12 protein-coding genes are annotated in these 15,552 nt (G+C 52.1%); 7 read left to right on the forward strand and 5 right to left on the reverse strand.

Features of this window, described 5'->3' with window-relative positions:
- The first annotated feature begins 252 nt into the window (after positions 1–252).
- The gene (locus C5S61_RS27180; RefSeq protein WP_205701480.1) at positions 253–3,228 is read left to right on the forward strand and encodes an ATP-binding protein; all 2,976 of its coding nucleotides are present in this window, start codon (positions 253–255) and stop codon (positions 3,226–3,228) included.
- A 121-nt stretch (positions 3,229–3,349) separates the two neighbouring features.
- Complete coding sequence (locus tag C5S61_RS24665; RefSeq protein WP_110519926.1) at positions 3,350–3,757, forward strand: hypothetical protein; 408 nt, start codon at positions 3,350–3,352, stop codon at positions 3,755–3,757.
- A 1,064-nt stretch (positions 3,758–4,821) separates the two neighbouring features.
- On the opposite strand, the gene C5S61_RS24670 is transcribed toward C5S61_RS24665, so the two are convergent.
- Positions 4,822–6,072 carry a TolB-like translocation protein gene (locus C5S61_RS24670; protein WP_110519929.1) on the reverse strand — a complete coding sequence of 417 codons (1,251 nt, stop codon included), beginning with the start codon at positions 6,070–6,072 and terminating at the stop codon, positions 4,822–4,824.
- A gap of 472 nt (positions 6,073–6,544) precedes the next feature.
- Here C5S61_RS24670 and C5S61_RS24675 point away from each other — a divergent pair, with 472 nt between their 5' ends.
- From C5S61_RS24675 to C5S61_RS24685, 3 genes are all read left to right on the forward strand, one after another.
- A complete protein-coding gene (locus tag C5S61_RS24675) occupies positions 6,545–7,285 on the forward strand; it encodes a MerR family transcriptional regulator (RefSeq protein WP_164689768.1) in 741 nt (246 codons plus the stop codon).
- 113 nt (positions 7,286–7,398) lie between these two features.
- Complete coding sequence (locus C5S61_RS24680; RefSeq protein WP_110519932.1) at positions 7,399–7,824, forward strand: GatB/YqeY domain-containing protein; 426 nt, start codon at positions 7,399–7,401, stop codon at positions 7,822–7,824.
- A complete protein-coding gene (locus tag C5S61_RS24685) occupies positions 7,821–8,735 on the forward strand; it encodes a DUF1028 domain-containing protein (protein WP_110519933.1) in 915 nt (304 codons plus the stop codon). Before C5S61_RS24680 ends, C5S61_RS24685 begins: the two co-directional genes overlap by 4 nt.
- Positions 8,736–9,554: 819 nt before the next feature.
- Here C5S61_RS24685 and C5S61_RS27635 read toward each other — a convergent pair.
- Positions 9,555–9,833 (reverse strand): CPCC family cysteine-rich protein, encoded by a 279-nt coding sequence (locus C5S61_RS27635; protein ID WP_439109063.1) that lies wholly within the window; start codon positions 9,831–9,833, stop codon positions 9,555–9,557.
- A 134-nt stretch (positions 9,834–9,967) separates the two neighbouring features.
- On the opposite strand from C5S61_RS27635, the gene C5S61_RS24695 reads away from it, so the two are divergent.
- A complete protein-coding gene (locus C5S61_RS24695) occupies positions 9,968–10,255 on the forward strand; it encodes a hypothetical protein (RefSeq protein WP_110519935.1) in 288 nt (95 codons plus the stop codon).
- 83 nt (positions 10,256–10,338) lie between these two features.
- Here C5S61_RS24695 and istB read toward each other — a convergent pair whose 3' ends face one another.
- Together istB and istA are read right to left on the reverse strand one after the other, a co-directional pair.
- The gene (gene istB, locus C5S61_RS24700) at positions 10,339–11,115 is read right to left on the reverse strand and encodes an IS21-like element helper ATPase IstB (RefSeq protein ID WP_110519936.1); all 777 of its coding nucleotides are present in this window, start codon (positions 11,113–11,115) and stop codon (positions 10,339–10,341) included.
- A complete protein-coding gene (gene istA, locus C5S61_RS24705; protein WP_164689769.1) occupies positions 11,106–12,629 on the reverse strand; it encodes an IS21 family transposase in 1,524 nt (507 codons plus the stop codon). The genes istB and istA overlap by 10 nt, the downstream gene beginning before the upstream one ends.
- Before the next feature lie 368 nt (positions 12,630–12,997).
- Here istA and C5S61_RS24710 point away from each other — a divergent pair, with 368 nt between their 5' ends.
- Positions 12,998–14,068: an integrase core domain-containing protein gene (locus tag C5S61_RS24710; RefSeq protein ID WP_164689770.1), complete on the forward strand. Its 1,071-nt coding sequence runs from the start codon at positions 12,998–13,000 to the stop codon at positions 14,066–14,068.
- 173 nt (positions 14,069–14,241) lie between these two features.
- Here the strand turns inward: C5S61_RS24710 and C5S61_RS26975 are convergent.
- Positions 14,242–15,552, reverse strand: a 1,311-nt coding sequence (locus C5S61_RS26975; RefSeq protein WP_164689771.1) for a hypothetical protein, incomplete at its 5' end; no start/stop codon positions are given.

The following is a 15,552-nucleotide window of genomic DNA, read 5'->3' on the forward strand; positions in this document are numbered from 1 at the left end:
ACGCGAGATCAATGGCCATGTGGCGAAATTCCGCCGTAAAGGTGCGTGGTTTTTGCCGTGTCATTGGTGGATTCCTTTCCCGTATCAGTATGATACCATACTCGTCTATACGTTCAGGACCACATCAATTTATCGTTTTTGCCATCACAGCCGCCACCAGGCATCGTGATCGTGCTGGGGTCGCGACCAGATGAAGCCTTCAAGTCGTTATATTTGAACAAGGCTGTGTACGATTTACCGTCTCTGAGCCAAATGGATGCATTAACGGTATTGCGATCAATCCAGTCTGGAGTTGCAGAAAGTTTACTCCATGACCTCTATACCGCATTGAAAGGCAATGCATTGTTTGTCTATTTAGCAGCGGATTCAATGCGTTATCAATCTGTGGTCGATGCGGCGAGTTTAATTCGACAGATTGAGCAGAATCCAAATGACATCTTTAGTATTAAATTGGAGCGGATCAAAAATCGTTCTGAGCTTCGCTGGCCAACCATTTGGAAGCCGATGTTAGCGCTCTTGCTGGTCACACAAGAACCATTGCGGCTGGATGTCCTTGGTGATCTGCTGGGGCACGACTACGATGCCATACAGGATGCGGTGTGGGTCTTTGGGGGATTAGTCAGTCACGGGATTAATCAACTGGTTGCCCTCCATCACCTCATGTTTCGTGATTATTTGGCGACATCGATGTTTACCGCTCGAGAGGTGAAACGCTGGCACCAACAGCTGGCTCACTGGTGTGCTGTGGATTTAGATGTGATTTGGAGTGATGATCGCGATCCCATTGAACAGTCGCGGCGGGTGTATGCGCGGCATCATTACATAACGCATCTATTCTTTGCCGAAAACTGGCCAATGCTGTGGCAGATCTTGGATGCGGGCGACTATGGCGAACACAAAACCCGCTTCGATCCGAGTACGCGACTCTATGCGCTAGATTTGGATCGCGGGCGGGAGAGTACGATTCAAGCGGGGCAATCCACTGAGGAACATATTCAGCATTTGCCTAGGTTATGGAAATATTGTTTATTGCGAATAAGTTTGACTAGCCGCGTTGATCGATGGCCCGATGAAGCATTTGAGGTTTTAGCAATGCTTGGTTCCGTTCAGGAGGCATTGGAGCGAATAGATCTACTTTCTCATACTTATAGGCAGATACAATGTTGGGATAGGATTATTCCGTGGTGTAATAACCAACAACGTCGTACAATCATTTTACGATTACATCAAGTAGCCAGCTACACATCGGGCATCGTCCAATTTCATGCTCTCGATATACTTGTAAAAATTAGTGCTATAACTAGTAATAGTCAACAAGCAATAGGTATTCTCGAGACAGTACTAGCCATTACCCAATCCATTGAGGAACCATGGCAGCATGTAGATCTGCTCAGGGCAATTGCCCAAGCCGCTGCTATCCATGGTTATGCAGAATATGCCATAACCATTCTCGATACAGCGATTACCATTATTAGATCTATTGATTATCCAGAAGATCAGGCTGATCTCTTTCGTGCCATTGCAGGCACGGCTGCCTGCCTTGGAAATATCGACCGTGCATTGGTTATTGCCCAAGCTATTGACAATCCAGAATACTATATCTATACAATTAGGACTATTGCAGAGGCAGCTGTAACTCATGGACATGATGAACATGCCAAGACTATTCTCGACACAGCGCTAGACATTGCCCAATCTATTGACAATCCATGGCGACGTGCTGATATCCTTAGGGTCATAGCCGAGACCACTGCTACCCATGGACAGGATGAATATGCCAAGACCATTCTCGATACAGCCCTAGCCATTGCTCAATCCCTTGACAATCAAGAGCAACGTGATAATACATTGGCATCTATAGCAATAACGGCTGCAACCATTGGCAACATCAACCTTACCCTAGTTATCACTCAATCTATTGACAATCCATGGCGACGTGCTGATATCTTTAGGGTCATAGCCGAGGCCACTGCTACCCATGGGCATGTTGAACATGCCATGACCATTCTCAATGCAGCGATTACCATTGCTGAATCACTTAATTATCAAGAGCAATTTGCTGATATACTCGCATCCATTGCCAAAGCAGCAGCGACCCTTGGCGATATCGATCGTGCACTAACTATCACTCAATCAATGATTGACGAGCCATGGCAACGTGCTAATATACTTGCATCCATTGCCAAGATATCTGCCATCCATGGTCATACCGACTATGCTAAGACCATTCTTGATACAGTTATTGCCATCACTCAATCTATCGACCATCCACAGCAACGTACCCATACAATCAAATCCACTGCTGAGGCTACTGCTGATCTTAGCGATATTACTGGTGCGCTAACTATTGCCCAATCCCTTGACGAGCCATGGCACCATGCTGATACACTGGCATCCATTGCAATAAAAGCTGCAACCATGGGCAACATTGACCGTGCCCTAGTTATCACTCAATCTATTGATGAACCATGGCGACGTGCTGATATCCTTAGAGACGTCGCCGAGGCTACTGCTACCCATGGACATGCTGAACATGCTATGATCATTCTCAATACAACGATTACCATTGCTCAATGTATTGATGAACCATGGCAGCGTGCTAATACCATCGCATCTATTGCCAAAGCAGCAGCGACCCTCGGCGATATCAACCGTGCACTGGCTATTGTTCAATTCCTTGACAATCAAGAGCACCGTGCTAATACCATCGCATCTATTGCCAAAGCAGCAGCGACCCTCGGCGATATTGACCGTGCGCTGGCTATTGTTCAATCCATTGATGAACCATGGCAACGGGTTGTCCCTCTTAGCGACATTGCTAAGGCTGCTGCTACCTTTGGCGATATTGACCGTGCGCTGGCTATTGTTCAATCCATTGATGAACCATGGCGACGTATTTTTCCTCTTATTTCTATTGCTGAGGCCTCCAAAACGCATAGAAATCCCGAATACACTATGACTATTCTTGATACGATGCTGAACATAGCTCAGTCTATTGTGCATACAGCGCAACGTGTGGATATCCTTAAGATAATTGCTCAGATCGACCAGTCATTAACTAGAATTCTCGTAATAATGCAAAAGGAGTGGGTTCGTAGCACTATATCTAAGGATTTATGGACAATAACAGCCATCGTCTTACCATTATTGAAAAAATATCCTTGGCTTGGTGTTTCAATTCTCGAGGAAGAGGCATGGGTCAATGAACACCTCAAAAAGCTGGGTTAAGAGGGCATAGGGTACTGATTTTGTCGTTTAAATCAGCCCTTTACCCTCAAAAACGAGCGCTGCCGTGTATCCATGTAATGGTAGACTGCATACGGGAATGTGGAGACGAAGGAGCATGGACATGAGACAGATTAAGGTTGATCGACAGTGGGTGTTTTATACGTTGATGATCCAATCATTTACTCCATCCATCCCCCAACTTGCCGACTCGCTCTATCTTGATGACCTCGCCAATCAAGCGCTCTTTATTCGTTCCTATCTCCAACCACAATTTGATCGTCCCACAAATCCTGAAGATGTCCGTGCCCAATATTATATGAAAGAATCACTTCGCTATTGTCTCAATGTCTATGATGAATCCATGGATCGTGACTTCCGGAAAGTCTGGAATCTCTACGTTGAGTGGACTGTGGTTCCGACCGACCGGTATGGCTTTCTGCGGCATGCATGGGAGCTGTTATTTCCTGATGAGCTATGGGAGATGGATGCACTCACCTTGAGTTGGTATGTCGAGGTTCGGGACTCGTAACCGTTTGGACAGACGCGAAGCGCATGGGTTCCGCACAATCCCGCTCGTCCGCACTGATCATGTATTCCAATATCTTGATCGATGCTGGAATACATGCTATGGCCCGAAAATGCACGAATCGTTGCCGCTGCGCAATCGAGTCACAACATCGTGGCTCTGGAACAGGTTGCATGTCCATTCGGCGAAAAACGGCCCTAGGATTAAAAACATTAATGGCGTGGCGCGCGGTAGCACGAATCTTGGGTTTGCGATGGATTTCCAAAGCGCGGTTTTTCGTCCAGATACTACGCGCGGCCAATTGACTGTTTTGAGGGGTTAAGCAAAAAAGCGTTATGTTCAGTCTGCGGCTCGCTGCGCGAATGTTGGTTGCGATGAATGAGTTCCAGTATCTTATGCGATGGTGGATTAAATGAAAAGACCCATGATTGATTCGCTGAATAATCAATCATGGGTCTTTTCATTAACACCCTTTTCGTGATACAGCAGGTGTGATGTTTTTAAACCCCATGTGGTGGATCATCGCTTGTCTCGCTGGCGAGGTGCAGCAAGCGATCTAACCCCGCTCGTTCATCAGCATCGGCGCTTTTTCGTCCATATAAGCCCCTTTAAGCGTGTCGGCCCACCAAATGACCCGCTCAGACCACGCAGTGAGCCGCTTCATTGCCTTCTAAGATGTGTGCACGGTCGTTGCGCGATGTGTGCGCGATGTGTGTATGGTCGTTGCACGCCCACTTGGGAATTTCCCAAGTGCGCTAAATGGCTGGCGTGGGCATGTCGTCCCATGTTGGGGTATGGCAACGAGTATGCGAATCGTTGCCATATCCCTTAAACGCTGACAAGATGAGAATAGGCCATTGAGCAGGCATGCATCGACACATGGCCCGAAAAAACAGCAGGGGTATGGCAACGAGTATGCGAATCGTTGCCATATCCCTTAAACGCTGACAAGATGAGAATAGGCCATTGAGCAGGCATGCATCGACACATGGCCCGAAAAAACAGCAATCGTTGCCGTACCCCATGTTCAACAGTATTTTTCAGCATACACCATACCAACCTTCTCGCTAGCGCCCTTGCGCCGCAAGAAACCACGGTCCGTAAACGGTGTTGAAACGGGGACTTGGAATGGCGGCAAAGATAATGGCCTGCTCGGTATCAACGGGAGTGATACTACTTGTTCCAACCAAAAAGGCATAGCGATTATCCGAACTCCAAACAATGGAAATGAAATAATCGTGCGGAAGGCTCAGGGTGCGTGTTGCCGATGGGTTGATAAGGGTGAGTGTGCTGGTTAGCACACGGTGATCGCTTTCGATCAATAATGCGTGGTGGAGATCGGGTGATTCGTGCATCATGAGTGATTGGTGCCGGGGTTGAAAGGCGGGATACCATGCGACTGTTTCATGGTGATCAGGCTGATATTGATCAATAAATTTTATAACCTCCACCGGCTCATCGCTTAATTGCTGATCGACCCACCGTTCGATAAACCACCGTGCTGGGTTGTCGAGCACCGCGATAGTATTCCCTTTATAGATCTTGCGGGCTGGTTCCCGATCGTCAATGGCGACCTGCCATGTTTCATCATCTCCATCATACCTGCGCGTATAGAGGAGTGTGGTTTCATCACTCCAATGCATCGATTGGTGTAAGTTTTGCCAATCAGTTATTGCAAAAAGCTCATTGGTTTTTAGGCTATACCCCCAAATTGCCGCCACTGGCACGGGAGCGAGCCGCGTCATTGCACTATTTTCTCGCAGAAAGGCTATGGTATTGCCATCGGGAGCAGCAACAATATGTTTGCCCCAACCAAGCAGGTGATCCGCAATTTGGTGATGGGTTTGCGTTTCGAGATTGATCAAATATAAACGGCTATCCTCACGGGATTCAATTTTGAGCGCAAGTTCTTGGCGCTGAGGAATCGAGAAAATACTGGCATACTCGCATCCATTGGGATCAAAACATGGAACGGTATAGCGTGGGCGACTTTCATGATCGCCATAGAACTGCGAAATCAGGACGGTCGTACCGCTGACATCAAGGCCAGCAATAATCAAATCGACCGGTCCCGTAAACGGCGGTGCAGGAATCGGGGTGCTGGTAGGTGGCACGGGGATCGTCGGCATGGGATCGGCAAGCTTGGCAGTTGGCACACTGCTTGGCTGAGTGATTGGGACATTTGTTGGCGCGATCAAGGCGACGGGCGATCCGTGGCTTGGCGGAAACTTGGTTGCTGGTGGAACCGAAGGTGCCCCACGGTGCTGAGTACACCCAACAAGCATGAATAGGCCCATGAACACCATCAGTCGGCGCATAGAAGATCCTCTTTCTTACCATTCAACAACACAGTGGATGAGATGCAGTATAGAGCAGGCTCAATAAATCCTGCTGATCATTCAATGAAAGTTTCCTGATAGACAGCTATCGGTGGATCCTTTTGGGACTCATAGAGGGGTATGGTAAGGCGACACGATAAACGAGCCACTGCCAAAACACGACGCTCTTGGACACAGGCTGACGAAATTTGCGACAGAATGGGCATTTTGTATCGAATTTTTGGTATTGCCGCGCATCCTATCAGCCTCAATAAGCACAAAAGAGACGTACAAACCACGTTTTATTTGCAACAGAATGGCGGTATCACCGATGCGGCCCGTTTGGTGGTAATCCTTACCATACCTCAATAACAAACGTGCGCGCAGGTCGTTTGGACGACTTGACACTCACGTACCGTGAGGGTGTAGTATTGAGCCGCTGGCATCACGGGTATGCCCGATGGAGGAATCAATGGACGTATGGACGGTTGGGCAGCTCGCCAAAGCCGCTGGGATCAGTGTTCGGACGCTGCATCATTATCACGAGAAGCACCTCCTCGTCCCGCGCCTGCGCAGCAGCGGCGGCTATCGCTTGTATACCATCCAGGATATGGCGCGCTTACAGCAGATTATGCTGCTGCGCCAGATGGGACTTTCACTGGAGGAGATTCGTGCGAGCTTGGCCGATGCGCAGGCGTCATTGCCGGACATGATCATGCTCCAGATTCAGCATCTCAAGGCCCAGATCGCTGCCCAACAGCAGATCTGTCAACGCTTGGAACTGCTCGTTGCGGAACTTCATCGCACCGAGCAGCACACAAGCACCGATCCGCTGGCCACCTTGCAGCTGCTCGTGCTCAGCGAACAATACTATCCGCCGGAACTTGGTGCGACCATCGAGCAACGACGCGCCGCCATGAGTCCGCACCACATGCGCGAGGTTTCCGATGCCTGGGCGGAGCTGATCACCGAGGTTCGCGCAGCGATGCAGGGTGGTATGCCGCCGGCCAGCCCTCCGGCGCAGCAGCTGGCTGCCCGCTGGTTCGACCTCGTGCAGGCCATGACTGGTGGTGATGTGCTGCTCGAGCAGGCGATGCGCCAGATGTACATGCATGAACCGGCCATCCAACAGTATACGGCTATCGACCCTGCCATGTTCGCCTTTGTTGTCGCGGCACACCAGTCCTTTGCGGCACCCAATGAGAAGCCATGACGCGGGTCCACGATCCTGCCCACGCGCCAGCCGCGATCCCAAGTCCGATGCTCGGTGAAGAACCCGGTTGCCAGCGTCACGATTCCGGAGCCTATCTTTAAGGAGACCACGCCATGGCGGTAGCCACCCATCCACCCATCCAGCCGTCGCCGTCGCCTGCCCACACGATCCGCACCCGGCTAAAGGCCGACCTGATCGCCGCCATGAAAGCGCGTCAGACGGATACAATCATGATCATTCGGACGCTGCTGGCCGCCATTGATAATGCGGAGGCGGTGCCACGGACAAGCGCGCCCGCCAGCAGCGATGGATACACACCTGATGTGCCACGAAGGGTGCTGCGTGCCACCGATATCCATGCCATCCTGACGCGGGAGGCTGACGAGTGCCGCCAGGCCGCCACGGACTATGCGCGGTTGGGCCAGCATGACGCGGCCGACCGCATGCACACGGCATTGGCGTTAATCGAGACCTATCGGCTGTCAATAGCCTCCGAAGCAACCATGCCACCCCATGATGTCATGGAGGTGCCGCAATGACCTATTCAATTGTCGCCCGTGATTCCGCAACGGGGGAGCTGGGGGTCGCTATTCAATCAGCCGTGCTGAGTGTTGGCAGTATGTGCATTTGGGCCGAAGCGGGTGTTGGTGCCGTCGCAACCCAATCGCTCCTGCGGTCGTCGCACGGCCCGAGCGGGCTAACGCTCATGCGGAACGGGCATTCTGCGACGGAGGCCGTCCACGCGGTACTCGCTGGTGACTCCCTCGCCGCAACGCGCCAACTCGGCATGGTCGATGCGACGGGAACGGCCCATGCGTGGACGGGGGCAACCTGTATTCGCGCTGCGGGTGATGTGGTCGGTGACCACTTTGCTGTCCAAGCCAATATGATGGCCAGTCCCCATGTGCCCGAGGCAATGGCCGCAGCCTTTACGGAAACGCAGGGACCCCTGGTTGGACGGCTACTCGCGGCGCTGCATGCCGCCCAAGCGCATGGCGGTGATGTACGTGGGCAGCAGTCCGCAGCACTAAAGCTGGTGAGCGGCACCCTGTTCAAGAATGCGTGGGAGGGAACGCTGTATGATCTCCGCATTGATGACCACCCCCATCCCGTTGCGGAGCTTGCGCGACTGTGTACGAAACAGCGTGCATTGCACGGCATTGGTGAGGCGTATCGATTGGCGTATCAGGAGGGTGATATGCCGCGCGCCCTCGCTTGCTTCCATGCAGCCGCCGCCCTTGATCCCTCGGACGCACAGATGCAGGTTATCTTCGCGCTCGAACTCGCAACAACCCTCGGGCAGTATGCACACGGTCGTACACTTTTGATGCCGTATCTGCGGGAAACGCGGTGGCAGGAGTATGTGCGTCGGATGGGGGAGGCGCGTTTCCAAGGGAATCCGACCCTGTACCACGCTATAGAAACCCTGCTTCAGGACGCGATCACCTGACACGAAGTACTCCACCGAGGGCTTCGTCGTCTCGTCCTCAAAACGAGCATGTTCAGCTATCATCCGTGATTGAGCGCGCATTCAGCGTTGGAGGAGCGGTGAAAACGCCGATTGCAATGGTGGGGTGAAGAGGGGGCATGGCCGAGACGAAGGTTTGCTGCATGCAACTTCGTTTTTCGTGCCCTCTTGCCGGTTCCTCTCCCCATAAAGACAGCCTTATTCGCACAGAAACGCGTGAGAATGCGTCTACTCTTCCATTTTTCTCGCATAGCATTGGTCTCCCCTATCAATCTTTAGCGAGCCATGAGGAAAGTATTTTTTTGATAAAAGCGCGGTCTTTTTCATCCATCGGTGCGGAAGTGATAGTTTGAGAACTATACTTTTAGTTTCAAGGGCTAACTTGGTTGAAAAGTTGGCCCTTGGGGGCTGATATCATATACAAATCAGCCCCTAGTATTAAGAGAAATTAATCACTTTTCCTCGCTCTTTTTCACGCCTATCACAACTGACAAGACTGCTTCAATTCAGAACGATACACCCCTAGCAACTCTGTCATTTCATGATTTACTCTAATACTATGTTCATACAGCATGTATGCCGTTCGATCAATCCAATCGCTTCAATTGATCGATCTTGAAGCATAATCGGGATATTCCATTCATCATGTTGTGGCTACGTGTTATCCCTTAATGCTAGGGCCATTTTTCACCGAATGGACATGCTACCCGCAAAACGATCGGAACAATTGAAGCGGGGCGGGGCGGATACGCACCATTGTCCATTAAATCGTGACCACATCATTCATCATCCGTCGTTGGTTTAATGAGGATCTGGTAACTCTTCAGATCGAGGGTGTCGCACTGAGTCAATGCAGTTCTCCTCAGCAGCGCCAAAAGCACGGTAATTCAGGCGCGCCTGCCAGAGATGGACGCCATTTGGTCCCCGAGGTCGTTCAGATGCAGGTTGATCAAACTGCTCGGCAGCGCAATCATCTTCCCAAAAACATACCGCGCAGATATCGTAGCGTCCGCGTTCATCAAGGGTCATATAGCCACAACAGGGGCATTGCTGCTTTCTATGGATCATGTTAGTCCTCATCGGCTCCAAATCATAATTCCTATTTGGGGCTAGGTGGGTTAAGCCCCAGCATGGGGTATGGCAACGATTCGATTAGTCACTGTAATGGTCAAATACCCTTTGCATTCTATGATCGATGCTGCTACGATAGAATCATGACGAAACGCATTCATTTTCCACTGACCACGGCGCAGCAACGGCAGCTCGTATTTGAAACATGGGAAGCCACGGGTGATGTCATGCTCGCCTGCCGTACCGCTCACGTGAGTCGTCGAACCTTCTATTATTGGAAGCCGCGCTTTATTACGGGCGGCTATGCGGCGCTTGTGAGCTTTGCCAGTGCGGCCCCCAAACACCCGGCGCGCACTGATGCCGCCATCGAAGGGCAGATTGTGGCCCTCCGCACTGTCAATCGTCGCCCGATAGTGCTCTATGATCGTTAGCAATACTGCCCAACCAGATTCTCGGCAATGCTGCTCACCTGGTTCTCGCCATTGACCCGGTTTTCTGACCAGCCCATTGCTGATCAGCCCTCGTTCTGGTCGGCGCTTGGCAATGGCTCACCACTGCCCCGTCGACCCGCCGCCCGGTAGCTCCGGCCCGTCATCACGACCGTTTCCGCGTGGTGCGCCAAGCGATCTAACCCCGCACTCGCGAGCAGCGGGTTCCCAAACAGCTCTGGCCACTCCGTCGGTGCGCGGTTGCTCGTCAGCACAATGCTGCCCTGTTCATACCGTTCGCAGATCACGTCATACAGATCCTCCGCTCCTTGGGCACTCAGCGCGCGGAGGCCAAAGTCGTCCAGAATCAGCACGGCTGGCCGCAGATAACTCTCCAGCCGCCGTTCTTGACTCCCATCAGCACGTCCGCTGTGCAGGTGCTGCACCAGTTTGTGGGTGTTCACATACACCACCGGGTAGCCTTGCCGACACGCTTCATGCCCCAACGCTTGGGCCAGATGCGACTTGCCGACCCCGGCTGGCCCACAGATCAGCACATTGCGCTTCTGACGGATATACTCGCCACTGGCCAGTGCGAGAATCTGCTGCCGATTGATCCCTGGATTGAAGCTGAAATCAAAGCCCTCCAGCGTTTTACTCGTCTGCACGTTGGCGCGACGCAGCCGCTGTACGAGTTGCTTCTGCGCCCGCCGTTCCACCTCATCCTCCACCAGTCGCGCCAAAAACTCCTCATACGACCACTTGCCATCCACCGCTTGGCGCGTCCGAGCGACTAAGGTTTCCAGCATGCCCGACAGCCGCAGTTGCTTGAGCGGGCCACTCAACTGATGGGTTAGTTCCATACCACACCGCCAAACAGGTGGCCCAGCAGATCGTGGGCATCCCGCACGTAGGTCTGGGCGGGCGGTGCGGGTGGTTCCGGTGCTGGCTCGTGATCCAGCCCTTGTGCCAAAATGGCCTTGATCGCTTGGTGGGAGATCGCGTCATAGCAGAGGGCGCGGACGCACGCCGCCTCGAGTCGTGCCGCCCCCACCCGTTCGGCCAGCTGGAGAATACGCCCGACGGTGCGCAGCCGATCCACCACCGTGTCATCCAGCAAAGTGCGCACGACCTGCTCGGTGGCAGGCCCGATCACCGTGGCACGATCCAGCGCCATCTCCCTCCCTAACAGCAGCCCCGGTCGGTGTGTCGGGGGCAGGTGATCCGGATGCGTGAGCCGCTCCCCCGCTGTGGTTGCCCGCTGGTGGGTGGCAACGAGCTGCCAGTCGGTCGTGTAGATCCGCACGTCGGCAGCACCGCCCCGCACATGGACCGTTTGGCCAACGAAGCGAAAGGGCACCGAGTAGAATGCTTGGTTGAACACGACGTAGCAGTCGCGAGCCACCGTGGCCGCCTTCCAGAGCGCGAGGTCGTAGGGGCTGGCGGGCAGCGCTTGGAGTGCCGCCTGTTCGGTGGCGCGGAACTGGAGGATCGGGACGTGTTTGGTCGTGCCGTGGATACGCTGGCCTGCGGTCGTCTGACACCACGCCAGCACGTCGTGGTTGGCTTGGGTGAGCGTGGTCGGCATCCGGCCTCCGAGAAAGTTCCGCTTGACAAAGTGGACACCACTCTCGACTTTCCCCTTGTGTTCAGGAGTGCGTGGCCGACATGGTGCAACCAGAAAGCCGTAATGTTCGGCGCACTCGCGGTAGGCATGTTGGATGTGCGGATCGTCCACGTCGGCATGGGTAACACCGGCCTTGAGGTTGTCGAGCACCACGCGATGGGGAACCCCACCAAAAAACTCGAAGCCGTGGCGGTGGAGCAAGAGCCAGGTCTCAACGGACTGATTCCAGACAAATTCGACATACATAAAGCGGCTCCACGCCAGCACCATGACGAATGCCCAGGCCTTCCGAAGCACCCCCGTCACCGGATCGATCATCCGTCCAGCGTACCCAAAATCGACCTGCGCCTCCTGTCCAGGCGAGGTCTCGACACGGACAGTCACATCGGGCTGGGCAGGCGTGAGCTGCGCGAGAAAGCGATAGACGGCGGAGAGGGAGCCAGTAAAGCCACGCTCGCGGAGGCGTTCACGGATGGCGACTCCTTCGACCCCAGCGGCATGCAGTTCCAAGGCCAGCGCCCGGAATGGCTCGAGGCTGGAGACGGTTTGGGGTGGCGCGGGAGTCATGAGCGTGTCGTGCGCCAAGGCGGCGAGGTGCTCAATGGATGGCAGATCGCCCGTCAGCAGCCCATGCTGGGATGCCCACGCACGGTAGCGGCGGATCGTCCGTCGGTTAAGGCCCGTGGTGCGCTGAATCGCGCTGTCATTGGTGGAGGCGCGGAGTTCGCGCACTAGGTCTCGCAATTCCATAGAGTCAATCCTCGTGCCCGCCATAGAACCTCCCGCGCTACAGAGTGTTGCGCAACAGGATAGCGGACATGGGGGTGCAATGCACGTCAGATGAGCAGTATTGCCGACGATCGGCCACATTGGGCACGATTGCCGACGATTATTGAGCGCGATTGCTAACGATTTTTGTGTAGTATAGGGCGGAAAGTGACAACGCACGGCGCATCCGACCTGGGGCAAGCGCCGCATTGCGGATGAACTAGCCAAAGGGAATGCGTGGCAGCGGGTGGTCAGTCCCAATACCGTTGCCCGGATCTTGCGCGATCATGCCTTGTGGACAGCCGCCGCAAAAAAAACGATCCTTCCGGCCCATAACGCGCACCGCCGACGTGCCAGGACAAACCGTCAATATCGATCTGTGCTTTGTTCCGACCACGCGCACCGCCGACCAAGTCATTCCCGCCGTGAGTGGCTCGTCTGGACGATTAATCGTCCAGGCCCCACCATCAGCCCGCAGCACCACGTTTCCGGGAGCCGTGTTTGCCACACCCGACCAGCCCTATGCCGAGCAGATGCGGGCCTATACCGCAGCGGCCAATCACCGCTATGGGTGGCGCTCCAAACCAACCACGGTTCCCGATCCCATCCGCCAGCAGCGGATCGAACCTCGGCATCATGCCAAGCTCCTTCAGGCGGCCCGTCGCGCCACGCGGCTTCAGCGAGCCGAGGAGGATCGCGCGTGGATGCAGTTGCTCGCGACTCGCGGGACGGTTGCCGATCGCCAGCGGCAGTACCAGCACACCATTGACCGCGCGATGACCCCAGCACAGCGCCGCGTGGCACGGCAACGGATGTGGGAGGCCCAACGCGCGGACAAGCAGCAGAACGAGGTGCTGCGGGCACATCGACGGCAGGTCTTGCAGCAACGCACGCAGGAAGACCAAGTGTGGCAGGCCGAACAGCGACGGTTACGCGATGCGATTCAGAAGACGGTGGTAACGACGACGTGGTATGCCATTCTGCTGATCACCGACAATTGTACGCGGGTCTGTTATGGACTTCCACTGTTGTGTGATGGTCCGAATGTTACGAGCGATCAGGTGGTTGCGGCCTTGCAAGACCAACTTCCCGCCTCGGTGGCCTTTGTCATTTCTGATCGGGGTGTCCATTTCACGGCGCATGCGTTTCGAGCATTTACCCGCACGCAGGGCTTCCTGCACGTGCCGATTAGCCGCCGGCGACCACAGACGAATGGGATTGCGGAGCGGATGGTTCGGACGCTAAAGGAATGGTTGCGGGAACAGACATGGCAAAGCGCTGCGGAATTGGACACGCTCCTCGGAGCCTTTGTCGTGGACTATAATGATCGGCCACACCAAGGGCGAGGCCTTGATGGCCTTTCGCCCGCCGTCTACACGCAGCGGCTGCTCAGCCCCATGGGCAGTGCAGAGGGTATTTGACCATTACAGTGGCTGATCGAATCGTTGCCATACCCCAGCATGGGATTCGATCAGTGATTCCTCAACGCCGACGCGGGGGTGCACAAGGTCGAACGGACTATTCGGTGGCTCACGGAGTGCCCTTCGGTTGCCACGCAGTTTAAGAAACTGGCACTGAAATTATCAGACAGAGCTTAGTATGGCGAAGCTATTCTAACTGTCAGCCACCACATAGTTTCTTCAATCCCTTTTGAGGATTTTGTTATAGTAGTGTAGGAAAAATGCTCTCCATCAATCACTTTATCTGGTATTGAAATCTTTTGCAAAAATTCCCTCCTGTTTCTAGCTTTTCTTACTCGTACAGCATCCATATAATATGACTTAATTTCAATTATAGGTAAACCAGATCCTCGTGTGTAACAAAGATAAACATATCGACCATCAGGCCTAATATAAAGCGGGTTCTCTACTCTCGTATACCCACGGGGTGCTTCTATATTTTTCCTCCCTTGGATAATCATTATATCTGTAATATACGATTCATTACCAGATTGCCCATAATAAATTACATTATCACTGATATTTTCTATATGATGTGTTATTTTTTTCTTTTCATGAAACAATGATACCGGAATTATATCAATTGTATCGATAGGAAACAAGTCGTTTTGAAATCCTTCAATCATAAGTATATTTTCATCAGAGGGGGATGAAAGATTAGGTGAATCAATTATAGTAGTAATTTCATCTTTCATATTATCTATCTTATAATTAATATTTGTAATCTGTTCAATCAATGCTACATCTGTACTGATACCTTCAATATCAAAATCAAATTTTTTACCTATTAGCTTTTTCAATCTTTTACTAACTGGTTTTTCTCGTAATGATGCTTTCTTACCTATGCCAAGACCTAATAAAGTAGCTCCTGGAACAAGAAATAAGCTTGCTATTCCTGCAATTCCACCTGCTACACCAATACCTATGCCAGATAATCCAGCAATAATAGCGGGACCTAGTAATCCTATCCCAGTCCATGTAAAGAGTGAACCTATAACTAATGTTGAAATCCATGAAGATTTATAGTTTTCAATATTTATTTTTTGATTTTCGATTACTAAAACTATCCTTTCGTCTTTAAACATAAAATATGCAGATGATTTCACTTCAACATCCGCTGACCAAAGTATTTTTGAAAATTTTAAATTTGCATTTATATCTATTATATTTTCTTTCCATAAAATTTCAATGATAGAATCTTTATGAATATTTGTTCTATCAATCACTACATCTTTTTGAAAATTTATGATATTCCCTTTATTTATACTAAGAGAATTATTTTTCTCCCATTCAGGATCGATATTTTTACATATAAAACGAGCCATCATATGAATAATATATGATTTATCGATCTGTACAACAGCATTAGATTTATCAGGGATATTATATCCAGTTTTGATATAACTTGATCCATTAGATAGTACTTGAATACCCACCTCTAATGC

The sequence above is a fragment of the Herpetosiphon llansteffanensis genome (assembly GCF_003205875.1).
GTDB lineage: Bacteria > Chloroflexota > Chloroflexia > Chloroflexales > Herpetosiphonaceae > Herpetosiphon > Herpetosiphon llansteffanensis.

Coding starts and splice junctions, on each gene's coding strand:
- C5S61_RS27180 (WP_205701480.1), top strand. CDS start 253: ATGGATGCATTAACGGTATTGCGATCAATCCAGTCTGGAGTTGCAGAA.
- C5S61_RS24665 (WP_110519926.1), top strand. CDS start 3,350: ATGAGACAGATTAAGGTTGATCGACAGTGGGTGTTTTATACGTTGATG.
- C5S61_RS24670 (WP_110519929.1), bottom strand. CDS start 6,072: ATGCGCCGACTGATGGTGTTCATGGGCCTATTCATGCTTGTTGGGTGT.
- C5S61_RS24675 (WP_164689768.1), top strand. CDS start 6,545: ATGGACGTATGGACGGTTGGGCAGCTCGCCAAAGCCGCTGGGATCAGT.
- C5S61_RS24680 (WP_110519932.1), top strand. CDS start 7,399: ATGGCGGTAGCCACCCATCCACCCATCCAGCCGTCGCCGTCGCCTGCC.
- C5S61_RS24685 (WP_110519933.1), top strand. CDS start 7,821: ATGACCTATTCAATTGTCGCCCGTGATTCCGCAACGGGGGAGCTGGGG.
- C5S61_RS27635 (WP_439109063.1), bottom strand. CDS start 9,833: ATGAGGACTAACATGATCCATAGAAAGCAGCAATGCCCCTGTTGTGGC.
- C5S61_RS24695 (WP_110519935.1), top strand. CDS start 9,968: ATGACGAAACGCATTCATTTTCCACTGACCACGGCGCAGCAACGGCAG.
- istB (WP_110519936.1), bottom strand. CDS start 11,115: ATGGAACTAACCCATCAGTTGAGTGGCCCGCTCAAGCAACTGCGGCTG.
- istA (WP_164689769.1), bottom strand. CDS start 12,629: ATGGAATTGCGAGACCTAGTGCGCGAACTCCGCGCCTCCACCAATGAC.